A 22,682-nucleotide genomic window follows, 5' to 3' on the forward strand; every position below is an offset into this window, starting at 1 on the left:
GCGGTGGCAACCAAGGCACCCTGCGATGCAAGCTTGCGCCACGCGAACAGCTGGTTAGGCGCAATGCCATGACGACGGGCGACCAGACTGACCGTCGCGCCCCCCTCGTAGGTTTCGTGGACAATCGCAAGCTTCTCCGCTGTACTCCAGCGTCGACGCCGCTCAGGGCCGGAAAGAATTTCCATCTTAATGCTATTACCAGTCATAATGTGAACAGTAGTCCTATCACTTATTTAAGTGGCAGAAACTGTCCGGGCAATTAGGGGGCTATTCCACTTAATACAGCGAACATTGATATTTGAAGTCCTTCTTTGGTCGCGACATTTTTTTGGCAAATAGAGCGCGGCGTTCTGTCGATTGACAAAAGTAGCAAGGGATCTGACGATGAAACAACTCGCGTTCGCCTCCGCCGTGGGTCTTGCAACGACCTTATGCAATCCAGCATCAGCTGAAATCCAGCGGCAGGACTTTCGTGTTACCGCTGCGCCGGGCATTGAAATTGCCGTCCGGGAAGTCCGCGAGACACGAACTGAGGCCAACAAGCCCCCGGTTATTCTTCTTCACGGTGCACGCGTGCCGGGAATTGCTTTTTTCGATTTGCCCGTTGAAGGTGGGTCGCTGGCCGCAGATCTCGCACGTGCCGGCCACCTTGTTTTTGTCATGGACGCCAGTGGCTACGGCGGATCGAGCCGACCGGGACAGGACGGGGATAATAAAGGATTGCCGCTTTCAAGTTCATTTGAGGTGGTGCGGGATATTCTGGCGGTCAATGACAGCGTCACATTCAGAACAGGGGCAAGGCAAATCGCGCTCTTGGGTTGGGCCACGGGTGGTCACTGGGCAGGCATGTATGCCTCCCTTTATCCCGGGCGGGTCAGCCATTTGGTTATGCTGAACAGCCTCTATGGCGCAACGTCCGGACATCCAACGCTTGGATCAACGGGTGAAAATGCCGATCCGTCGGATCACGGTCGTTTTAACGTCGATAAATTCGGCGCTTTTCGTTTAAATACAGCTGGCTCGCTCATGTCCGCCTGGGACAAATCCATTCCCTTTGACGATAAGTCAATCTGGCGGGATCCGACAGTGGCTGCAGCTTATCAGGAAGCTGCGTTAGCGTCTGATCCAACATCTTCTTCACGAACGCCCCCTGCTTTTCGTGCGCCGTCCGGCGCCATGGAAGATAGTTTTTACCTGGCAAATGGCCGACAGCTTTGGGATGCGGCATCGATCACTGCGCGGGTGTTAATTATTCGATCTGAGAATGATTTTTGGAGCAGACCTGCCGACGCGACGAGCCTTGCGGAACGATTGGTAAGGGCGAAGGACGTTCAAAGCGTCACCATTCCAGAAGCCACGCATTTCGTCCATCTCGATCGCGGAGATAAGGGACGCAACGCTTTTCTTGCCGAAGTGGAGCGCTTTTTGTCCGCAACCGATCCGCAATGATCGACAAAGCAAGGGAACCAACGATGTTAAAGATCATTCTGTTCGGCATTGTCGCATTCGCTATGGCCAATTCAGTCGCTTCCGCCAGTTCTGACGATGCCTCAAGCCCAACAACTTCAGCCACGGCCAAACGTGTCATCCTGTTTGGTATTGACGGACTTGCCGCTACTGCGCCTGAACGCATAGCGATGCCGACATTCAACGCACTAGCGAAACAGGGAGTGCGAATACGTCAAATGTTTGTGGCACCGCCCTGGCATCCAACCATCGGCCCATGGGGTGATCTGCAAACGACATCGTTCCCGAATGTCGTTCAATTGACGGGGACGCTCTTTATCAAACCCGATACGCGTTACGTGCAGGAAATATGGTTTCCGCCGCAGCTAGGTCGAGGTGGGCCTGTTGGAATAACAGCCCATGCGACCAACAGTACCGCCTATGCCTCGCTTAATCGCGGCTTTAATCACAGTTTCATGCAGCGCGGTCCAGATCGTGCTGTCATTGATTGGTCGAATGCTCTGCTTCAAAGCACAGATGTCAAGTTCATGCGCATACATCTGCAAAACACTGGCGAGGCTGGTCGGGTAGAAAGTGCCGATCAGATTAACGATGTTCCCTGGCGTCACAATATCTGGGATGAAAACTCTCCCTATCGTCGTGCGGCAGAGGCAGCCGATAGCGAGCTTGCCCGCCTTATTGATGCACTAAAAGCTAATGGTAAATGGCATGATACCGTATTGATAGTTACCTCGGACCACGGTCAGGCTGACCATGGCTGGCATGCGCCGATGTCTGAAGCATCGTGGTCGACACCCTTTCTAATCACAGGCCCAGGCATCGCCAGAGGTCGCACGTTGTCATACGGAGAACAGACGGATATCGTTCCGACCATCGCAGCCGTGCTCCACGTGGCCGCACCCAATCAAGGGCCAGGGGCTGGGCGGATTATGCGTGAAGTTTTTACGCAGGGAGAAATCGTCGAAGTTCCGCATCGTCTGGAAACGATTAACATGCAAATGCGGGAATATATGCTTTTGGAGGCACAAATGCGTATCGCCTCTGAAAGGAGGCCATCTTTGGATGACGTTCTCATGCAGGCACAGAATACAGGCTTAACTGACCGACAGTTTTACGGCCTCGACCGGTTTTTAGAATGGTACAGGGCAGGGTCAATTGATAAACTGATCGAAAATAACCGATTAGTTTTGAACGACTTGAGAACGAAATACAACGCTGCTGAGCGGCCTTGGCAATAGCTGTTCGCGATCACTTTGTACTTGTAGGTATTCAGCAGTGTCTATACTCGCAACCAGCGCTACGTTTTGAATTGGTTCATGGCGTCGTGCGCCAGTCACCAATCAAAACGGACGCCGAAGGTACCAGCCGTTGCTGTTTGGTGACTGTGCCCGCTATTCGACGACCAACGGTAGCTGGCTTGGCCATACAAGCTCACATTTTCCTTCAAGCGCGCAGTTATGCCGCCACCGACCTCGAATGCTGTGTCGCCAAATCTGTTCTCAATCGCGGGTGAGGATGGTCCGAAAGCCACAGTGTCATTGCCCGAGAAGGCATGCCAGAGATTGAACCGTGCATAGGGCTGCCACAATGTTCCGCGCTCGTCGCGTCTTGTATATTGCAGCCGCGCTCCCAGTCGTCCGGTCCAGGCTCTACCTGCATCCCAATCCACACTCGAATACTGATCCTGGGACCCATCTACTGATACGTCCTGATAGACGAGCTGTGCCTGCGGTTCAATCAGCCAGCGATCATCGTCACCAAAGTGGATCGGATAGCCCGCTTCGAGCGATGCCGTATATCCAGTCGCTTTTGTGGAGAGACCGGCATTATAAAGCGATGTCGCATCAGCATCGTACCAGCTGCCCTGTACCACCGTATCGAGATACCAACCGGTTGGACCGAAATGAGTCCAATAGGCGCCGACCGATGGACCTTTCAGCGTCAGCTCGCCCACGGCCAAATCTTCTATTCCTTGCGCGAAGCCGCGCACAGAGCTTGAATTGTAGTTGGAATAAGCGAAGTACAGACCAGCATGGTCACGGTGGCCGCTATCCGTTGTTCGCCGCAGGATGTCGAGGCCCGTCTGGAAGCCTGTCAGATCACCCGTCGCACTGGCATCAACGGAACCGCCCCATCGGTTGCTGAGGTGTTCGCCGAACACTCGTCCCCACGCGCCGTTCACATAGGCGCGTGACTCCGGCACACCGCGCAGGTTTTCCTCCTCGCCGACGCGCTCATGCAACGTGCCAAGGGTAGCAAGGCCCATCTGCCGAGTAATTGCGGGGATTGGCGCATAGAGTGCCACTTCTGGACGGTAGATCGGAGTATCCGGTTCTTCCGTCGTAGGCCCCGTCGGTGTGTCGATAATATGGGACCGGAGGAACCAATCGTTCGCATCGGTGCTGCCGCCGCGGAAGAGCTGATATTCGTAAGCACCGGCAGCCACACGCTGGCCGAGGGTGAAAGCATCGGCTGTTGTGGTGCCGCCATTTGCTACCTGTACCAGCATGATGCCATCCGCCACTGTCTGCGCTCCCGGACCGCCTGTATTGTTGATGAGCAGCGATGTCGTGCCACTGGCTTGGCCTCCATTGATCACCAACAGGTTGCTCGGCGAGCCGTCGGCACCAAGATAGGTGTTGAAACCGATACGGCTGCCAGCGCTGCCGGCGTAGCTGCCAACGGTCAGAGTGCTATAGGCTTCCGATCGCGGCAGGAACTCGATCAGGCCGGAATTCGAAATAGCACCGGTTGCGTTGGAATCGCCGGTGACGTTCCAGATGCTGCCGGTATCGATCGTGATATTCGTCGCGTTTTGCGACAATCCGGTCCAAAGGCTGTCTTGCGCCAGTGACAAATCCGCAGTGTTGCCAGCGTCGGCCAGCAAGTCGCCTGTCCATTGCGATGCAGTCAGACTGGCACTGACAGTATTGCCCGGGCCGGTCAGTACAAGATTACCGGCCCACTGGCTGTTGCTGAGATTATAGGTGAGCGTCGAAGGATCAACGACGATGTCACCGGTCAGAGACGATATGCGGTCAATATTGAGCGTCAGGTTGCTAGGCGTATTCGCTCCATCCTCGGTAACCTTTGCAAGCAAGAGCTGTCCGTTGACCACAGCCGGGCTGATTGCCGTGTTGCCATCGATTGAGACTGTACCAATGCCGCCCTCGGCGAGGATGATCGCGGCATCGGTGGCGCTCAGACTGCCGCCGGTGAAAGACATAGTGCTCGGTGCACTTCCAGCAAGATAGATAGCCGCAGATCCGGCACCGTTAACCGCGACTGCCGTGCCGGATGCGATGAGCATGCCGCCATTGACCGCTGCAAGACCATGAGCAGCGCTGCCCATCGTGGTGACGTTTACATCAGTAGCAGTGATCGAGCCGCCTGCCATCGCATGCATGCCGATGGCGCTATTGTTTTCCGTGGTGATATTGGTGCCAGACAAGGTGACGGTGCTGCCAGCATCCGTCGCCTGGACGCCGTCGGCGCCGCCGATTACCGCGCTTTCGCCACCCTTTGTCCTGATGGCGCCACCTGTAATCGAGGCCGCAGCCCCCTGGCTGACACGAACGCCGATGGCTCCATCGCCAATAGTCGTTATTATCGTGTCCTGAGCTTGCAGCGTGCTATCCACCCCGATCACATCCGCGCCATGACTCTCCAGTCCAATCTCAGCCACCGGAAACTGGAGGGCGGGGCCGCTGCCGCCCGCTATCGTGTAACCTGTGGTGACTTCTGTTCCCGTCACGGTGATTGTGCCGGTGTCGGTGACAAGCAGACCTGCGCTGGAAGGGCCGGTCGTTCGGATTATGGTTCTGGTGAGAATGACAGAGCTGTCTGCGCCACTAGCCTCTGCGCCGGTTGAATTGGGCTGGTAGGTGAAAATACCGTAACCAGCATAATCAATGCTGCCTCCGGCATCGGCCCATATGCCCTGGCTGTTTGCGCCGTAGGTGGCGCTGCTGGCGCCACCGCGGACGACGATGCTGCTGGCAATACCGTGGGCAAGCATGCCCGGCGCGTCGGCGTTGATTGTGGCGCCATAATAGTCGCCGGACGCGATGGCGCCGCCGCTCATGTTGATTGTTCCGCCGCCGGTTGCGAACAGAACAGCGCTGCCGCTTCCATAGCCGTTCAAGTAACTATTATTCAGAATGAGATTACTGCCGGCTCCTGAAGCTACTCCGCCCGGGGCATTGTCGCCGGAGCTATATGTGTTCAGATCATTGAGAGTGATCGTTCCCCCGGCATCCGCAAATACGGCAGACGCAGCTGTACCGTCAATCATGAGGTCGGTGCGGGTCAGAGTGATGGTCCCGCCACTGGCCGCATAGGCGCCATGCGCATTGTTTAGCGCGGTGTATACGACACTGTCGGTGAGCGTGACGCTGCTGTCTGTGCCAACTGCGCTGATGCCATAGGCACCGACACCGTTCGTTGTGATGGTAGTGTAGCTTCCTGTGATTACTCCACCGTCTTCGGCGTAGAGACCATAGCTGTCCGTGCCATTGGTGGTGACTTCAGCCGCATCCGCGGAGGTGCCAATCAAGCTGATCATCCCCCCGCCGCTCGCGCGGACGCCGTAACCGCTGCCGTTGGCCGTCAGATAGACAGAGGTGCCACTATAACTTCCGGTGCCTGATACGTCGACCACCGGCGTTGCGCTGGCGCTTTCTCGCGTGGTGAAAGCGAGATCCGAACAACTGCCTGAAGAAACACTGACTGCAGCCGGTGCCGATGGCGCACATTGCGCCAAGGCTTGAGCGGAGGGCAACAGCACCGTCATCGCTGCGGCCAAGGTCGCAGGATGGAAGCAAATAGAGCTTAATAGTGCTTTCTTGCGCGCGTTGCAGATCCGCGCACGAAGGCCTGAAATGGCAACAGGCATCTCCACATGGTCAACACGCAATCGATGCCCCCTCTGTCGCTACGCTTCCTGTGTGGTAAGCATTTCGAGAATCAATTAAGAAGATTAATATAATATACTTGGAATTGGGCAAGTCGGACGTGGTGTCTTTTTAGCCTAAAACTGCTCAGAATTCTGAAAACGATCAATTTCTTGCTGGGTAGTTCCCAACGGATATATACATTCGAAAGCGATCTCAGTAAGCACGTAGCGAATTCCGTGAATTTTATTCTGCTTGGCGCAGTGGTGCCCTCCTTCGGTCTGTCCGATGTGGTGTGACGCAAAAGGCATTCGCACGAAAAGTCTACTTATAGATGTCGTTCAGATGAGTTGGATCATGTGCGGCTAAAGCTGCGTGCGGGATGATGTCATGTTAGACATTCTGATGTTGCTTGCTTAGTAAGCGCAAAAACCGAATCTCCCATGTCATCCTGGGACAATAAGATTTTCGAGATGGATACATATTATCATACCGTCTGTATATTAAGTATAGCTAATTTGCGTCGCGTTAATATTAATTATGCTTATTTTACAAAAAGCTATTGGGAAAGAATACAAGTATAAATTGACGGCCTGCAGCGCCGCCAGCCTGCATTTTCTGATGTTCATGTGCAATGCGAAAGTGAACTGTATTCGGAGGGAAGAATGCTGAGATACTTGTCCATGGCTACAGCCATTTTAGTGGGCGCCAACATTACGCCGTCGTTCATTGTCGATGCTCAAGCTCAAACGACAGTCGAATGCCGATCCAGAGACTACAAGTACGATGAATGTTACGCGGGGCCGTTGTCCAAACCTCAGCTCATTCATCAGACTTCGAGTTCGGCATGCATCTTAAATCGCACGTGGGGATATAATCCGAAGAGCCGCTACATATGGGTTGCTCAGGGTTGCTCCGGTGTATTTGCAGATGTTGGCGGTTATCACCACGGTCGTGGCGATGGGTTTGATCCAGGTGCGCGCCAATATGATCATCACGGTCATGATATAGGCGGTGTCGTAGCGGGTGCTGTGCTCGGCGCGATCGTTGAGGGAATGGTTGCAGATAGTGGGCACAAGCGTCATCATACGACCAGCAATCATCGTGATTCCGACGATTATAATGGCTGCCATGGTATTGGGTGTACAGTCGACAGACCGGATGATTCCGAGGCTATAGATACAACGCCGCAGTTCGATAAAAACGGAGAGCCCAATTACGATACTCATGGCAATTATATCGGTTGCCATGGCGTCGGATGCTTGGTTGACGATCCAGACTAGGCTGGCGGTAGATAAAAGAGGGACAAGAAGCTCGTCCCTCTTTTACGCCGTGACGATTGCCAGGATTTCAGAAATTGTATTTTAGTATAATGTAATGAATGTCACCGATAATTTTTGATCGCCATTAGAATTCGAATCTCAAATTCTTATTTTTCCATTATTGCATCTAAAACTGCCAGCGTGCTGGCGGTTTACGCGAGATGTTCAGGACCCATCACCCCCCAAGCGCCCACCTCCACATTATTAGATAGCGAGTGGGCTTTTCCGCTTGTGCTCTTTTTAGCAGAATTGGAAAAAATATAGTTATTTCACGATAATCTGAATTCATTCATAGAGTAATATTTAATGTAATCATATTTATTGAATATATAAATAGTTCGGCGAATTGTGAAGACACATGATCATCACTCTTGCTGAGAGTGCATTTGCAATGCCGATCTTGTGCCCATGATCGAAGGCACCAGATACTCAGCGATGGCTGTTGGTGACTTGATAGGCGCTGGGGGTATTCGGATGGAATTACGTGTCTCGCAGTTCATCGACGGCACGCTTTCGGGAAGGCAGTTTCCGATAGCATCCAGCTAGTCCTTCAAAGCTTCCAGCCTGTCAGGCTCAGTGACCCTGTAAGTGTATTCAAAACTCATAACAGACTATCAAGGAGCTGTGGGCGATGGCGAAACGAGGGCAGGCGGTCAAATTCCGTTTGGCGAAGGTTTGCGCGATATTGAATAAAACGGAATGCGAGCTTGCTCACACATTGGGGCTGTCTAGGGCTGCCTTAAAAGCGATCGACCGTCGAGGGGCGCCTCTTTATCTGCAATTGGCTCTCACCGCGCTGATGGCAGGAACCCAACCCGCTCCATTTTTACAAAGATACAATGATAATGATCATCAAGGCTGTGAACGCGAGCTCATGAAGCAAGCTGGTTAGAACGTCGGGGGACGGGTACTATGATCAAGGTGACCGCCCTATTTGCCCTTCTCGTGATTGGGTTAACACCAAAGGATACTTTCGCGGCTTCCTGCGGAGGTGCATCGGCAAATAATCCCGCAGTTAAGATGCTGCAACGACAACTTTCGGCGCTTCGAGCCATTGAGCGGAGTCGGGGTTGTAAACCTGGTAAATCTGAGGGTGGTTTTTTCAATGCCTGTCGTGACGTTGGCATGAAAATTGGTGAAGTCCAGCAGGAACTGAGCCTTGCTTCGGCCGCCGATCGTGAATGCAAGGCTCTTGCATCTGCAGCACCGCGTCCAAAGGCAGTCAACGTGTTGAGTTCCGCAGCATCCGCCCGCACGGGGCCTGCTATAGATAGGTCAAAAAAAGTCCCTGGATTCAAAAATGCACTGCAATATTGTGTGCGTCTTTCGGACGGTTACTACTTTCCAACGCCTAACTCGCAGTTCGGTCAGAAAGGCGGCACAGACGCCGCGCTTATTCAGTGCAGACTGATCTGCGATACGAACGATATGGCAGTCTATATTAATGACCAGAATGAAGAATCTGCCGAAATGGTTTCGGTCCAGACGGGTCAAACCTATGCCGATTTGACAACGGCTTACGATTATCACGGTGATGGAGAATTCAAGCGCTGTAACTGGAATGGTTATGTTGCGAAAGTTGCCTCACTCATGACTGTCAAAAAGCAACCGCGGCAGATTGCAGATACCACAAATCCCTTGCCAGATACGGGGCCGGAGAAAGTGACGACTGTGGTCGCAGAAGTTGCTCCCGAACAATATCGGTCAGCTCCCGTCCGCGATGTTCGCGTCGTTGGCCCTGCATTCATTCCAGATATCGACAATCAAGCGCTTGGACAGATGCGTTACCAGCAAAGCCCATAAAAATCTCTTATAGCAAAAGCGAGATGGCAGCCGTCGTCGACTGGCGCCATGGTTTCCAACATGGGATATCAAATGAAGAGCTTCAAGTTCAGACATATGCTGCTTGCATTCCTGCCGCTGGCCGTTGCCGGTTGTGTTACTGCGGAGGAGGTAGATCAGGACAAATGTTCATCCTTCGGCTTCCGTCCTGGTACAGATGCATTCGCGAATTGCATGATGGAGCAGAGCGCGCGTCATGACGATGAAGAGCGGCGCTATATGGATGGTCTTCATGAGCGGCAGGAGCGCGAACGCAAGAAAGAGCGCCGTCGCCGTGAAGAAAGTCAGATCGACACGCGACCCCAGTTTGATAAGGACGGCAACCCGAACTTTGATACGCAAGGCGATTATATCGGATGTCATGGCGTCGGCTGTCAGGTTGATAATCCGGATGCCGACAACTAGCTAAAGACGAGTTCGCCATTCACAAAATGGCAATAGGGGGTGCTCATCGTATAATGGACCAAAATCATCAAGTATCGTGACGGCATTTCTGTGCAAATAGGTGTTCACCAAAAATGTATAAAGCAAATACTTATTTGTAATATATAAGTGTTTAAAATAGTTGTGGCATTTACGAGGTGATGTTAGTCGACATCCATAATGGAGCGGCTTTCATCCCCTCCGAATTGTGATGCGAGGATCCCCTAGTTCCCTCGCATTTGCGGTTTAAAGAAAAGGCCCAACTATGATCAATGTCGCCTTGGAATGGTCCGTTCCGATATTACTTTTCCTTTGTGGGCTCGCGCTTATACTTGCGGCGAAATTGAACGCGATGACCATGAAATGGGGAGTCGGATTGTGCTTTTTAGGGGTCGGCTATGGCTTGATGCTTTTTCGTACCAAGAGCTTTTCTGCAGTTAAACCCCTCGGTGAAGATCTCCTGTTGCTGACAGGCGTGGTGATCTGCTGTGAGGCATTTGCTGACAGGTTTAAGCTGAGGGTGTCCCTGTTCTTCGATGGGATGATCATTCTTCTCGCGCTGTCGGCTGCGGCTTTTTCTCTGTTGTTTTTCCACAGCGTCAGACTGGAAAGTCTATCGATCATTATTGGTTGTGCAGCCGTCGTGTTTTCATACGTATGGAAGGTCGAATTCAGAAGCAGAACAACACCCGATTTGATAATTTTATTTTCATTTACTTTTGTTTTCGCGTGTTTGCTGCTTCAAGCCATTATTTACATATTTCTTGACGATGGGGAGCCTACAGTTGGCTTATGGAGTAATTCCATTTGGGGGATACTAATTCAATATACTGGGCTCATCGGTGGGGTTGTACTCGCATTCTCCGTCCTCCTGGCGATAAACCTGGATGTACTTGCTGCCTATCGACAGAGAGCGACCACATTTTCTACATCCTACACATCGGTGAGATTACCTGAATTTGCAAGTATAAGTACGACCTCCAATGACGTGCAGACATTGCCTTACGGATCAAGCAATGTGCAGAAGTCAATTAGCGCTGAATATTTAACGCCAGGTTCAGCCATGATCTTGCGTAATGCCTCTGATGGGGAAGCCGTATTAAGCGATATCACAGGGTTTGAAGACGTTATACGTGATTGCCTTTTCAGAATGACGAATTCAATTGGTTTTGCTCGCTCGCCGCGGGCGCGTAAGTTCATTATCTACATTGTGGAAGAAACGCTTTCTGGGAGAGCGGAGAGAATTAAAGAATGCGCAATCGCACTTGACGTCTTTGATCGGAAAATCGGGGATGATCTCGTCGGAGATTCACTGGTTAGAACCAGTGCGAAGCGGCTTCGCGATACACTCGATGCTTATAATAATGGAATAGGTAAATCCGAGCCTATACATATTACGATTCCCAAAGGGAGTTATATACCCAGGTTCACGCGCAACGTTTCGATGGGTTGATATGGAACGCAGCTATCGGGCTTCGCCGGGAGCCGTGATGTCTTTTTCCCGGCAGAAACCGAATATAACCGTTTGGAAATCCCGTCTTCTGCGGAGAGAGCAAAGAGGTTTCGTCTTTGATGTGACGGTTACGTAACGTTCTAAATTCAATTTTACTCACTTATATAATGATCCAAGCCGTGGTTTCCTATTAAGCAATGCCAAATCGATGGACGTTGTATACTGCGATTGTGGAGCGTGGATGAGTGACCGAACATACTGGCCATTAGTGGCGAGTGCGACGATCGTAACTCTGGAGGATGTGAAGGGTAATCCTGCACACATCCGACTGAAATCACAACGTGGGTATTTCCATCGCATTGATCTCTTTGATAGGACGCGGCCTCTCCGGAATAAGCAACATCAAAAGTCCGTTTCGTGCCTGCAGCAATTTATTACCGAAGTCTGCCGATACGTGTTGCTTGCCTGCACTCCTCAATCGGAAAGCCACAGCGGATCGTCGTCGGTACTCGCTGGCTTAACTGACTGCAGTCGTGTTGGGAATAAACTCGCTAAATTGCAGCACGTCGTTCCGGGTCTCGCTCAAAAATGAAGTGGCTAGAGAGCATCCCTGAAGAATGGGGCAAGGTTTACAGTTCTGAGAAAAGTGCGATTACGCTCACCAGAACAGGACCAAATGAGATCCAACTGGTGGCGCCAGAACCGTTTGCTCTTATTCTTCTAACTCCGCAGATGGAACGGGAAGCGAGGCTGGGGTCTGACAGGCGTACATCTGCAAATGTCCCGGTTGGATCTTTGGAGTTAATTCCGGACAAGGCGGATCTTTTTGCACGATGGCACACGCCAAAAGAGAATATTCTGACGTCTTTCGGAGCGGAGCGTTTGCGCAACCTTGCTGCGGCAGAGTTCGACAATGATGTGTACGAGTTAAGACCACTCAGGGCTGGGAGTGTTGATAAGACCGCATTGGCGTTGGCGAACCTCATGCGCGAAGAGATTTTGCGTGAGTGTGACAAGCCAAATTTATTGTACTTGGATTCTCTCAATGTTGCATTCTGGTTGAATGTACTGCGGAACCATTCTTCAATCAAAAAGGTGAATCACAGTCCGGCCTTCGGGGGGCTTTCAGCTAAAACCTGGCGTACCGTTGATGATTACATGCGATCTCATCTATCGGAAAATATTCCGATTGAGAAACTGGCAAGTTTGGCTCGCATTTCGGTCAGTCACTTTGCGCGTGGATTCCGTCAAACCACCGGAAAGAGCCCACATCAATATCTAATAGATTTGCGATTGGAATATGCCGAGATGTTGATCCGGGCTGATGACCTCCCCTTAGCTGAGATATGGAGAACCTGTGGGTTCGGAAGTCAAAGCCATATGACCTCACTTATGAGAGAGCGCAGAAAAACGACACCAACAAGAATCCGACGCGGCGGAATATAGGCGCCATTGAGGCTCAATGCACCTGTCCTCCAGTGGGCTTGGTTGCATCTGCGAATATCAGCGTATTCTGAAGCAACTCTTCTATCTGAATAGGACTGGAATCTGATGGTCGGCCGTTACTTTGTAGCAGCGGTCAAAATAGGAACTCTGGTATATCCTGAGTTGCACAACGTCTCACACAGGAGTTTACCAACGACTTCGAGTTTCATTTCGTACGCGCCTCATAGCAACCAAGCGCCCCTTCACCGCTGTCCTATCGAATATGTGGTAGACGGTTTAAGTGCGAGCTTGGGCGATGACAGATATTCGAACTATGACGACATCCTTTCAACGCCGGCACGACCAGTCGGGGTCACAGTTATGATGTCGGGGGACAGCCAGCTGCATGCTTGATGCTATCTACCAATCACCGGAGGCTGGCGAGGACTTTCCATACTGGTCAATGTTGGCCGCGGTGACAGACCGCTGTCAGTCCGCCCCCATATAACTGACAGCGGTCGCCCGGGTTATGAGAGACCGCTATGTCTCCAATATTCGGGGTATTTCGTTATAAACTATAGGAGCCTAATTCCATGACTGATCATTCCATCAAAGGCAAAACCGTCATTATTGCTGGTGGCGCAAAGAATTTAGGTGGGCTCATCGCCCGTGATCTTGCCGCTCATGGGGCCAAGGCAATTGCGATCCATTACAACAGCGCGGCGAGCAAAGCCGACGCTGACGCAACCGTTGCTGCCGTGAAGGCTGCAGGCGCTGAAGCTGTTGCTTTTCAGGCCAACCTGATCACTGCCGGCGCAACGGAGAAATTGTTCGCTGACGCTATTGCGGCGATTGGCAAGCCGGATATCGCGATCAATACCGTCGGCAAGGTATTGAAGAAGCCGATGACGGAAATTTCGGAAGCCGAGTATGACGAAATGTCCGCAGTCAACGCGAAGGCCGCTTTCTTTTTCATCAAGGAAGCGGGTAAACAACTGAACGACAACGGCAAAATTTGTACATTGGTGACTTCCCTGCTCGGCGCTTATACGCCGTTTTATTCGAGCTATGCCGGCACCAAGGCTCCTGTTGAACATTTCACGCGCGCGGCTTCAAAGGAGTTCGGCGAACGTGGGATTTCTGTAACCGCTATCGGACCAGGTCCTATGGATACGCCTTTCTTCTATCCTGCCGAAGGCGCAGATGCCGTGGCCTATCATAAGACCGCAGCAGCCCTTTCCGGTTTCTCGAAGACCGGTCTCACGGATATTGGCGACATCGTTCCCTGGATTCGTCTTCTGGTCTCGGAAGGCTGGTGGATGACTGGCCAGACCATCCTCGTTAATGGAGGATACACCACCAAGTAATAGGATGGCGGCGCAGAGTGCCTTTGGTTGAGGTGCGGCTGTCGATGTTTGATCGTAAACGAGGGGATGTGACGATGAAACGATTATTAACAGTTGTGTTGGTTACGTTTGCTGTACTCCAGTCTTCGGTGGCCTATGCTGATCTAAAGGCGGCGGATCGAAGACTGAATGATCTTTATGGTCAGGTCATCAACTCGTTGCCAGCCTCAAATCAGGGGCAACTCAAGGAAAGTCAGCGCAACTGGATCAAGTATCGCGATAGTGAGTGTCGCTATCAGCAGGTGAACTACGCGATTATGGTTTCAGAAGCCGATTGCAAGGAAGTGTTGACCCGCCAAAGGATCGGCCTTTTAAGCCAACAGTTGGGTTGGTTGAAAAAGCTAGGTGACAAGGACGAGGCGGATGCGGCGGCTGACTGCAAGCAGGAGATTGGTGCCAAAGCAGCGAACATTCTTGTCAATCAATGTAAGGAGATTTCACCCGCTACGAATCCGCCATGCAATGCGGCTAATTCGTGCGATCTGATCAGAGATGAAATCAAGCGGGGTTGCAGCATGGCTGGCGACAAAAAGCCAGCATACTGCCAATGACCCTAGGTTTTTAAGCGTGTATGTCTACGCGTGGAAAAATGGTGGGTTCAATCTTGTACTTTTGTTAAAGGAAGTACGGGCTAGCCCAGATATATTTGATCAGAACAAGCGAGTATCATTGGGCTGATCAAGGATCATCGGTGTCCAGATGATTTAAGAGGCGGCATTTAATATTGAATGCCGCCCTTTCTCGTATGATACAGCGATCTGGATAGTAATATTTATGATCAACATTGATGGAGTCCTCTCGCATCGCAATGCGGTTGGTCCGTAAATATAAAAGTGTCAATCGTAAGATGAATTTTGAATAAAAAACGTATTAATATTTCACGGGAAATTTATGAAGAACACATTGTTTTGATGAAATTAATTAAATACTGGCTTGTCGATCTAACGATCAGATGTTAGTCGAGCAACGATAATTTGAGCAAGAAATCGTTGATCTATCGTGCAGCTCATTCGTTCTTCCGACGTTAATTGCGTCTTAGTTCAACTGAAAAATCGTGAAGGCCGTCTAATGATCAATTCCGCTCTGGAATGGTCTGTTCCATTGTTGATCCTCGTTTGTGGCTTTGGTCTGATAGGTGCTGCCCGGTTTGGCTTTCCGACAGTTTCATGGGGCAGTGGGCTGTGTCTTCTTGGTGCCGGTTACGGCCTCATGCTTTTTCGAACCGTTACATTCTCGGCAGTCAAACCTTTAGGAGAAGACTCGATTATAATGGCGGGTGTGGCCATTTGTTGTCGTGCTCTCGCAGAGCGTTTCAACATCCGAAAGAAGCCGGTTCTAGACGCAAATATCGTGGTTATTTTCTTAGGCATGGCCGCTCTATCACTGATGGTTTTCCAAAGCGTAAGACTTGAAACACTATCAATCCTCACCGGTAGTGCGTCGTTGATCTTGGCTTCTCTGTGGCGCGTGAAATCGAAAGTGAAGTCCTCCTCAGACATTATATTCTTCGCAACATTTGGTGCGATATTTCTATTTCTTCTATTTCAGTGTGGCGTCTATCTTTTCTTGAACGATCTTGCACCGGAGGTGGGGTCGTGGAGCGGCTCATTCTGGGGTGTGGTGCTTCAGTATACCGGGCTTTTTGGTGTGGTTATCTTGACGTTTGCGATTGTGCTTGCTGTGAGCATGGACGTGATCGATCGTTACCGCGATCTGGCGAATACGGACTCACTCACGCGAGTCCATAACCGTAGAGGCATGCAGGCATTTATACGCTCGTTTCAGTTAGACACCATGTCAGGAGAACAGGCAGCTATTGTCTTGGCTGATATTGATCATTTCAAAACGGTGAATGATCAATATGGGCATCATGCCGGTGATATGGTTTTGGCCGATTTCGCTCAGCTGCTGCAAGAGCAGGCTGGCCATGGAAGCTGTGTGGCGCGACTGGGAGGAGAGGAATTTGTGGTTCTTCTGCCTCGCACTCCCATGAAAGCCGCGATCACCATAGTTGAAGACTTGCGTTGCTCATTTGCAGCGCGAAGGTGGTATCATATATCTGCGAACCTTCGTCTCACCGCAAGTTTCGGCGTCACGGTCCTCGAACATGGCGAGTCATTCAAATCGGCAATCACACGCGCTGACACCTACCTCTATCGGGCCAAGCTAGAGGGAAGGGATCGTCTGGTGGGAGACAAGGCGGCGTGAGTATTCAGATTATCGGGTGGTATGGTGCATTTAGCGCTATTGACGCGGCTGAACGACCAGGAGACGTCTAGACCCACCCACCCACCACCGCGCGTGCGTAGGCGATGTCATCAATCTCGCTTGGCCCGGCGGGACGCTCAGTTTTGACGAGCGAGAAGCTTTCGCCAAGACGGTTTCAAACGTTTCTGGTTCTATATCAGTACGTGAACCGTGGAACGAGGATTTCAGAACTCGGATTCTTGACTAAGCAATTTCCCGACGAAGCCTTCTCCCACCATGCTGCGAACGTCAGTTGAATCGCGCGGATCGTCAGTTTTCACGACGATCTATGGACCCGACTGATAGGGCGATTTTGACAGAGGCCAAAAACTCCTTAATTATACGACGTATAATTAAGGAGTAGAAGATGGTCACCGGACATGTATTCATCGCTACAAGCCTGGATGGCTTTATCGCCCGCGAAAACGGGGCCATTGATTGGCTGCTCGAGCGCGACAATGCTGGTGAGGATCATGGCTACAATGACTTCATAAGCGACATCGACGTTATCGTGATGGGTCGCGGGACTTACGAGTCGGTTCGAAGCATGGGAAATTGGTTCTATACCCGTCCGGTACTGGTCTTGTCAGCGCTGCTTGCAAAGCAAGCGGTTCCCTCTGACCTGATCGGACGGGTTCGCTTCTCGGACAAGTCACCGGAAAATGCTATGGCGATGCTTCAATCGGAGGGTGCAAAACGGGCTTATGTGGATGGCGGCCGCATTATTCAATCATTTCTCTCTCGCGATCTGATCAGCGACATGGTGATCACGACGGTGCCAGTTTTACTCGGAACTGGTCGTCCACTTTTTGGTGGTGATCAACGCGATATATCGCTTAAGCACGAGTGCACGAGGTCCTTTCCTTCTGGATTGGTCCAGTCGCATTACAAGGTTGTCCAATGACGGCGAGGAAACGAGGTCGGCCGCCAGCCGACGGAATGACCGTCGCGCCGAAAGCCATTCTTCGTGAGGCATTGCCAATGCTCGATGCAAACGGCCTTAACGGCTTGACTATGCGCGCACTGGCAGCACGGGCGGGCATCAATCCTATGACGATCTATCATCACTTCAAGGATAGAGATGGGTTGATCAGGGCACTGGCAGAGCTTGTCTATGCGGATGTCGTAGCGCCTGAGCATGGTGATGCAATGGAACGCGCCCGTCGCCTCTTGAGGGACTATTACGCCAAGGTTGTCCTCTACCCTTCACTGACCTTGGCGATTTTTGCCCGGCCAGCGATTTTCCCGGATCAAGCCAGAAGGATCACAGCTGAGTTGACGAACCTGTTGGGTGAACGCAGCTATTCTTCGCAACGCACGGCGCTTTGGACACATATTCTGGTTGACTATACGCACGGTGCGGCGCTTGCCGCATCAATCCAAGACGAGGACCCAGGGCGTCAACCTTTAGATGAAGCGATGTTTTCCGCATTCCAGATCGGACTTGCCGAGATACTGGAGGCGTTTGATCGTTCTGCTGAACACGGTTCTCATTCTTCGAAATGACGACATGTGTATCAGCCGTTGCCCTAAGGTCGTGAGAAACGCTATTATCTAAGCGAGTTCATCTGTAAGAAATTTCGAAACGAAATCGACAAAAGCGCGTACTCGCGACAGCGGATAACGACTTGCGGGCCAAAGAAGATAGAATATCCCTGTATTGTTGGCCGCGCCCGGAAGGACATCGATCAATGAACCATCCAGTATTTTTCCTTTAACAGCAAAACTCGGCAACATCGCAATTCCATTGCCATCCAGTGCCAGCTGTATAATTGAATCGACAGTCGTTACCGTGAATGTTTCCGGTGCTCTGGAGGTGTCATCCTCCTGGCCGGCCAGTTCCCATGGGGCAATCTTGCCGGTTTCTGAATAGCGGTGCCGAAGACAGCGATGATTTTGGAGATCGGCGACGGACTGGGGTGCGCCGCATCGTGCGATATAGTCCGGTGATGCGACGAGACACCAAGAGAATTCTCCCACCTTTTTATAGAGCAGGCGGCTGTCCTTCGGTTTCCCCGTGCGGATTACCACGTCGAAACCTTCGTCGATGACATCGGCAAAGCGGTCGCTGATATCCAGTTCGAGATCGACTTCGGGATAGGCCTTCATAAAAGCACTGACGGCTGCCACCAGCAGCGTGGATGAAATGGGCAAACCAACCTTCAGGCGCCCATGGGTACCTTGGGAGGATTGCGACAACTCTGCCTGTGCTACTTCCAGTTCGCCCAGAATACGGCGGCATCGTTCGAGAAACAGCTTTCCCTCGGTCGTCAGCGTGATCGAGCGCGTCGAGCGATGAAACAGGCGCACGTCGAGCTGCTCTTCAAGCTTCTGCACTGACTTGCCGACGGCAGACGCCGAAAGGCCAACAATTTGGCCCGCTTCGCGAAAGCTTCTTTTCTCAGCAGCGTGCACGAATGTCTGTAGTGCGCCGAAATGATCCAGTTTCAATTTCATACCGGAAAATCCTTCCGTAATGTTCCGAATTCAAGCCGCATTCAGCTGCCGCGTCAACGGCCATATAAAACTCTCGAGAAAAATTGATGGACGCCGTTCAGGAGAACCAGAACATGAGCAGCCTTTTCAAGCCGTTTAATCTTTCGGGTTTGGCACTGCCCAACCGCATTGTCATGGCGCCGATGACCCGTTCGCGTAGTTTCAGTGGCGCAGCCGATGAGCTGGTCGCACTCTATTACAGCCAGCGCGCGACGGCGGGACTGATCATTACGGAAGGAACCCCGATTTCCCGCGAAGGGCAGGGCTATCTTTTCAATCCGGGAATTTTCACCGAAGAGCAGATCAGGGGCTGGCGTCTGGTGACGCAATCCGTTCACAGTGCAGGTGGTCGCATCTTCACGCAGCTATGGCATGTCGGTCGTATTTCCAACCGCTCGATCCAGGAAGACGGTATAGCGCCGGTGAGCTCGACGGGACGCGTTGCTTCGGGCGCAATGTCCTTCGTTCGCAATGCGAATGGTGAGCCGGATTTCGTTCCGGTCTCGGAACCCCGCGCCCTCACCACTGAAGAAGTGAAGCGGGTGACCGGTGATTTCGTGCAGGCCGCACGTAACGCGGTGGAAGCTGGTTTCGATGGCGTGGAGCTTCATGGCGCAAATGGCTATTTGTTCGAACAGTTCATCAATCCGCTGGTCAATGACCGCGATGATATCTATTCGGCAACCACCATCGAAAATCGACTGCGTTTTGTGCTCGAAACCGTCGATGCTGTGTCGGAAGCCATCGGTGCCAGCCGCGTTGCCATTCGTCTGTCGCCTTATGGCACCATTCACGACAACCCGCTTTTCCCCGACCTTGAAGAGACCTATGTGGCTCTGGCTGCGGAACTTGGCAGGCGTGGCATTGCCTATGTGCACGTCATGGATCAATCTGGACAGGTCAAGCTGCCTTATGGCGAACGCCCGGTCAGCGATGCGATCCATGGCTTGATGGAACAATGGCGCCCATTGCTGCCGGATACCGCACTCATTTTGGCTGGTGGTCTGGATCAGGCGCGTGCGCAGCGTCTGATCGATGCCGGATTGATCGACCTTGCTGCCTTCGGCCAGCCATTCATCGCCAATCCCGACCTCGTTGAACGTCTGCGTAACAACTGGCCCCTGAACGAGCCGGATCGTGCGACTTACTACGGCGGCGGACGCGTAGGCTATGTCGACTATCCGCCCTATAGCGGACGTTCGCTCGTCGCCTGATCACACCCTCTTTCTGGAAGAATTCAGGCGCCGCTCAACCGGGCCGATGGATTTTTGCGGCCTGGCCTCGCCGCCTTCCAACCCTTTTGGCATCGGTGTCCGACTTATACGGCAACTTCAGGGACGCCGGGTCATTCCGCCCGAGATCATTCGTAATCGGGCTTTCTCAAGAAAGGACGAAACCGTGTTTTCTAAAATCCTATCCGCTGGTGCATTGCTCAGCGCCACGATGCTGTTTTCATCGCCTGTTCTGGCGCAGGAAAATATGCTGCCTTCCATCAATACGCCGCCGGAAGTTTCTAAAGCAGCTCTGGCCAAGGTGAAGGAGGAGCAACGCGGACAATATGCGGTTCCTGAAGGTTTCAAGAGCGGCATGGTGGAAACAGATGGCATCCGCCTGCACTATGTGAGCGGGGGAGAGGGCAAGGGCGATCCGATCATCTTCGTTCATGGCTTCGGCTCTACCTGGAAGATGTGGCAACCTGCTTTGGAAAAATTCTCCGCGAACCATCAGGTCATCGCGATTGATCTACCGGGCCTCGGTCAGTCGGAGCCCTCGGCTGCAGGCTATGATGCAGAAAAGATGAGCACCTATCTTCTGGGCGCTATCAAAAGCCTGACCAACAATCAGCCTTTCACCTATGTCTGCCACGACCTTTGCAATTCGGCTTCCTACCCGATGGTCGCGAACAACCAGGATATCATCAAGAAGGTGGTGTTCATGGATTCGCCGATCCCTGACAAGGCAATGTGGACCTATCCGGGTCTAACGCCGCACGGTCCGGGCCTTGGCTGGCACTTTGGCTATTTCTCATTCGGCGACATCGCTGAAAAGATGGTCTCCACCGATCCGGTTCTGTTCATGAGCTACTTCATCAAGGAATATGCCGGCAAGAAGGACACCTTCACCCCGGCTCTGCTGGATGAACTGATCGAGCCCTATTCGACCCGCGCGAACCTGCATGCGGCATTCGGTTATTATCAGTCGCATTCCGATAGCATTCGTCAGAATGAAGCTCTGCTCGCCGCTGGCAAGCAGTTGACCATCCCGGTCTATTCGATCAGCGGCGCCAAGGGCGTGAACGACGTTCTGCCGAAGCAGCTCGCAGCCCGCTTCGTGAAGGATACGAGCAAGCTTGGTTCGACCATTCTTCCGGATACCGGCCATTGGCTGCTGGAAGAATCGGCCCCTGAAGTCAACGCGCTGCTTGCCGATTTCATCGACAAGTAAGACGTGTTGGTCCTCACCAACGGTTTCGTGATCGCGGCAAGGCACGCAACGGTCATGAAGCCATGATGATGATAGAGATCGAGCGGTCGCGGTCCGTTTGAGCCAAAGCCGCTCGATCTCTTTCCATAACGCATTCCTGTACGAAAAAGCCGTTTCACACTTTTGCTCGGAACGCTCCAGTCTCTATCGATATCGTTGCAGTTCGAGCAGACAATTGGAGGCCCAGATGACTGTATCACCCATGATCCCGATGATGATGGCAATCGCGTTGGGAGTTGCAACACCTGCCATGGCTGACCCTCTGCTTGGTGATTTCGATTATGGTTGGCCGGTCCAGCGTCAAACCATACTCAGCCAGAACGAGGCCATGACCATGGCCTATATCGATGCCCGTCCAGAAAAGGCCAATGGCCAGACCGCCGTGCTTCTGCATGGCAAGAATTTCTGTGGTGGCACATGGGAGACCACCATCAAGGCGCTTACGGGGGCGGGATATAGGGTGATTGCTCCCGATCAGATCGGGTTTTGCAAATCAGCGAAGCCAGCGCGCTATCAATATGGTCTGCACGGGCTTGCGGATAACACGCATCAGCTTTTGACCGCGCTTAACATCGAAAAGCCGGTTCTGGTCGGGCATTCGATGGGCGGGATGCTGGCCATACGCTATGCGTTGCAATATCCAGATGAACTCCAGAAGCTGGTGGTGGTCAATCCGTTGGGAATGGAAGACTGGCGTGCCAAGGGCGTGCCCAATGCGACCATCAATCAGCTCTACGCCACCGAGCTGAAGGTGACGCGCGCAAGCATCAAGGCTTATCAACAATCGACATACTATGCCGGTACTTGGAAACCGGAATTCGACCGCCCTGTCGATATGCTGGCATCCATGTATGAAGGTCCGGGCGGCAATATTGTTGCGTGGCATCAGGCTTTGACCGCCGATATGGTGTTCAACCAGCCTGTTGTCCATGAATTGGACAAGCTGCGTGTGCCGACGGTGCTGATGATCGGCCTGAAGGACAATACGGCCATGGGCAAAAACCGTGCGAATCCCGAACTCGCGGCAACGCTCGGCAATTATCCGGTACTGGCAAAGGAAGCTCAGGCGCGTATTCCCAATTCGCAACTGATTACTTATCCCGACTATGGGCATAGCGCGCAGATGCAGGATCCGGAGCGCTTCAATGCCGATCTGCTGAAAGCAATTGCAGTCGTTCCCTAGAAAAGCGATGCATTTGCTCGAGAATCTAATGAGTGGTGNCGG

At 52.3% G+C, this 22,682-nt stretch carries 20 protein-coding genes; 17 read left to right on the plus strand and 3 right to left on the minus strand.

Annotated elements, in window-relative coordinates; all coding sequences use genetic code 11:
• On the minus strand, positions 1-206 hold a 206-nt coding region (locus ACTJKP_RS19595), incomplete at its 3' end, for a transposase (protein ID WP_440631852.1).
• Between the two features lie 178 nt (positions 207-384).
• Between ACTJKP_RS19595 and ACTJKP_RS19600 the strand changes: the two genes are divergently transcribed.
• Positions 385-1,449 carry an alpha/beta hydrolase gene (locus ACTJKP_RS19600; protein ID WP_440631853.1) on the plus strand — a complete coding sequence of 355 codons (1,065 nt, stop codon included), beginning with the start codon at positions 385-387 and terminating at the stop codon, positions 1,447-1,449.
• A 23-nt stretch (positions 1,450-1,472) separates the two neighbouring features.
• The gene (locus ACTJKP_RS19605) at positions 1,473-2,705 is read left to right on the plus strand and encodes a sulfatase-like hydrolase/transferase (protein ID WP_440631854.1); all 1,233 of its coding nucleotides are present in this window, start codon (positions 1,473-1,475) and stop codon (positions 2,703-2,705) included.
• 95 nt (positions 2,706-2,800) lie between these two features.
• Here the strand turns inward: ACTJKP_RS19605 and ACTJKP_RS19610 are convergent, their stop codons facing one another.
• Positions 2,801-6,022 carry an autotransporter outer membrane beta-barrel domain-containing protein gene (locus ACTJKP_RS19610; protein WP_440631855.1) on the minus strand — a complete coding sequence of 1,074 codons (3,222 nt, stop codon included), beginning with the start codon at positions 6,020-6,022 and terminating at the stop codon, positions 2,801-2,803.
• 85 nt (positions 6,023-6,107) lie between these two features.
• On the opposite strand from ACTJKP_RS19610, the gene ACTJKP_RS19615 reads away from it, so the two are divergent.
• From ACTJKP_RS19615 to ACTJKP_RS19670, 12 genes are all read left to right on the plus strand, one after another.
• Positions 6,108-6,236, plus strand: coding sequence for a hypothetical protein (locus tag ACTJKP_RS19615; RefSeq protein WP_440631856.1), 129 nt, complete (start codon positions 6,108-6,110; stop codon positions 6,234-6,236).
• 806 nt (positions 6,237-7,042) lie between these two features.
• Positions 7,043-7,642, plus strand: a complete 600-nt coding sequence (locus ACTJKP_RS19620) for a DUF3011 domain-containing protein (RefSeq protein WP_440631857.1) — start codon at positions 7,043-7,045, stop codon at positions 7,640-7,642.
• 670 nt (positions 7,643-8,312) lie between these two features.
• On the plus strand, positions 8,313-8,573 hold the full coding sequence (locus ACTJKP_RS19625; RefSeq protein WP_078341329.1) for a hypothetical protein: 261 nt from the start codon (positions 8,313-8,315) through the stop codon (positions 8,571-8,573).
• Between the two features lie 20 nt (positions 8,574-8,593).
• A complete protein-coding gene (locus ACTJKP_RS19630) occupies positions 8,594-9,484 on the plus strand; it encodes a DUF2865 domain-containing protein (RefSeq protein WP_440631858.1) in 891 nt (296 codons plus the stop codon).
• A 72-nt stretch (positions 9,485-9,556) separates the two neighbouring features.
• Positions 9,557-9,928 carry a hypothetical protein gene (locus tag ACTJKP_RS19635; protein ID WP_078341331.1) on the plus strand — a complete coding sequence of 124 codons (372 nt, stop codon included), beginning with the start codon at positions 9,557-9,559 and terminating at the stop codon, positions 9,926-9,928.
• 283 nt (positions 9,929-10,211) lie between these two features.
• Positions 10,212-11,399, plus strand: a complete 1,188-nt coding sequence (locus ACTJKP_RS19640; RefSeq protein WP_078341118.1) for a hypothetical protein — start codon at positions 10,212-10,214, stop codon at positions 11,397-11,399.
• 588 nt (positions 11,400-11,987) lie between these two features.
• Positions 11,988-12,845, plus strand: coding sequence for a helix-turn-helix domain-containing protein (locus ACTJKP_RS19645; protein ID WP_078341119.1), 858 nt, complete (start codon positions 11,988-11,990; stop codon positions 12,843-12,845).
• A gap of 572 nt (positions 12,846-13,417) precedes the next feature.
• Positions 13,418-14,191 carry an SDR family oxidoreductase gene (locus ACTJKP_RS19650; RefSeq protein WP_440631859.1) on the plus strand — a complete coding sequence of 258 codons (774 nt, stop codon included), beginning with the start codon at positions 13,418-13,420 and terminating at the stop codon, positions 14,189-14,191.
• A gap of 17 nt (positions 14,192-14,208) precedes the next feature.
• A complete protein-coding gene (locus ACTJKP_RS19655; RefSeq protein ID WP_440631860.1) occupies positions 14,209-14,781 on the plus strand; it encodes a lysozyme inhibitor LprI family protein in 573 nt (190 codons plus the stop codon).
• A gap of 517 nt (positions 14,782-15,298) precedes the next feature.
• A complete protein-coding gene (locus ACTJKP_RS19660) occupies positions 15,299-16,438 on the plus strand; it encodes a GGDEF domain-containing protein (RefSeq protein ID WP_440631861.1) in 1,140 nt (379 codons plus the stop codon).
• Positions 16,439-16,844: 406 nt separating this feature from the next.
• Complete coding sequence (locus ACTJKP_RS19665) at positions 16,845-17,381, plus strand: dihydrofolate reductase family protein (RefSeq protein WP_440631862.1); 537 nt, start codon at positions 16,845-16,847, stop codon at positions 17,379-17,381.
• A 35-nt stretch (positions 17,382-17,416) separates the two neighbouring features.
• The gene (locus ACTJKP_RS19670; protein WP_440631863.1) at positions 17,417-17,983 is read left to right on the plus strand and encodes a TetR/AcrR family transcriptional regulator; all 567 of its coding nucleotides are present in this window, start codon (positions 17,417-17,419) and stop codon (positions 17,981-17,983) included.
• A 48-nt stretch (positions 17,984-18,031) separates the two neighbouring features.
• Here the strand turns inward: ACTJKP_RS19670 and ACTJKP_RS19675 are convergent, their stop codons facing one another.
• A complete protein-coding gene (locus tag ACTJKP_RS19675; protein WP_440631864.1) occupies positions 18,032-18,934 on the minus strand; it encodes a LysR family transcriptional regulator in 903 nt (300 codons plus the stop codon).
• Positions 18,935-19,047: 113 nt separating this feature from the next.
• On the opposite strand from ACTJKP_RS19675, the gene ACTJKP_RS19680 reads away from it, so the two are divergent.
• The 3 genes from ACTJKP_RS19680 (at position 19,048) to ACTJKP_RS19690 (ending at position 22,640) form a co-directional block, all read left to right on the plus strand.
• On the plus strand, positions 19,048-20,187 hold the full coding sequence (locus ACTJKP_RS19680) for an alkene reductase (protein WP_440631865.1): 1,140 nt from the start codon (positions 19,048-19,050) through the stop codon (positions 20,185-20,187).
• Between the two features lie 184 nt (positions 20,188-20,371).
• Entirely contained in the window at positions 20,372-21,418 is a 1,047-nt protein-coding gene (locus ACTJKP_RS19685; RefSeq protein ID WP_440631866.1) for an alpha/beta fold hydrolase, read from the plus strand.
• 226 nt (positions 21,419-21,644) lie between these two features.
• Positions 21,645-22,640 (plus strand): alpha/beta fold hydrolase, encoded by a 996-nt coding sequence (locus ACTJKP_RS19690; protein WP_440631867.1) that lies wholly within the window; start codon positions 21,645-21,647, stop codon positions 22,638-22,640.
• Positions 22,641-22,682: the final 42 nt, after the last annotated feature.

The organism is Brucella sp. 22210 (assembly GCF_052045675.1).
Classification (GTDB): domain Bacteria; phylum Pseudomonadota; class Alphaproteobacteria; order Rhizobiales; family Rhizobiaceae; genus Brucella.

What these genes read in the sequence shown, in the direction of transcription:
- ACTJKP_RS19635 (WP_078341331.1), top strand. Translation starts at nt 9,557, where the DNA reads ATGAAGAGCTTCAAGTTCAGACATATGCTGCTTGCATTCCTGCCGCTG.
- ACTJKP_RS19690 (WP_440631867.1), top strand. Translation starts at nt 21,645, where the DNA reads ATGACTGTATCACCCATGATCCCGATGATGATGGCAATCGCGTTGGGA.
- ACTJKP_RS19620 (WP_440631857.1), top strand. Translation starts at nt 7,043, where the DNA reads ATGGCTACAGCCATTTTAGTGGGCGCCAACATTACGCCGTCGTTCATT.
- ACTJKP_RS19680 (WP_440631865.1), top strand. Translation starts at nt 19,048, where the DNA reads ATGAGCAGCCTTTTCAAGCCGTTTAATCTTTCGGGTTTGGCACTGCCC.
- ACTJKP_RS19645 (WP_078341119.1), top strand. Translation starts at nt 11,988, where the DNA reads ATGAAGTGGCTAGAGAGCATCCCTGAAGAATGGGGCAAGGTTTACAGT.
- ACTJKP_RS19640 (WP_078341118.1), top strand. Translation starts at nt 10,212, where the DNA reads ATGATCAATGTCGCCTTGGAATGGTCCGTTCCGATATTACTTTTCCTT.
- ACTJKP_RS19600 (WP_440631853.1), top strand. Translation starts at nt 385, where the DNA reads ATGAAACAACTCGCGTTCGCCTCCGCCGTGGGTCTTGCAACGACCTTA.
- ACTJKP_RS19675 (WP_440631864.1), bottom strand. Translation starts at nt 18,934, where the DNA reads ATGAAATTGAAACTGGATCATTTCGGCGCACTACAGACATTCGTGCAC.
- ACTJKP_RS19630 (WP_440631858.1), top strand. Translation starts at nt 8,594, where the DNA reads ATGATCAAGGTGACCGCCCTATTTGCCCTTCTCGTGATTGGGTTAACA.
- ACTJKP_RS19650 (WP_440631859.1), top strand. Translation starts at nt 13,418, where the DNA reads ATGACTGATCATTCCATCAAAGGCAAAACCGTCATTATTGCTGGTGGC.
- ACTJKP_RS19660 (WP_440631861.1), top strand. Translation starts at nt 15,299, where the DNA reads ATGATCAATTCCGCTCTGGAATGGTCTGTTCCATTGTTGATCCTCGTT.
- ACTJKP_RS19625 (WP_078341329.1), top strand. Translation starts at nt 8,313, where the DNA reads ATGGCGAAACGAGGGCAGGCGGTCAAATTCCGTTTGGCGAAGGTTTGC.
- ACTJKP_RS19665 (WP_440631862.1), top strand. Translation starts at nt 16,845, where the DNA reads ATGGTCACCGGACATGTATTCATCGCTACAAGCCTGGATGGCTTTATC.
- ACTJKP_RS19670 (WP_440631863.1), top strand. Translation starts at nt 17,417, where the DNA reads ATGACCGTCGCGCCGAAAGCCATTCTTCGTGAGGCATTGCCAATGCTC.
- ACTJKP_RS19605 (WP_440631854.1), top strand. Translation starts at nt 1,473, where the DNA reads ATGTTAAAGATCATTCTGTTCGGCATTGTCGCATTCGCTATGGCCAAT.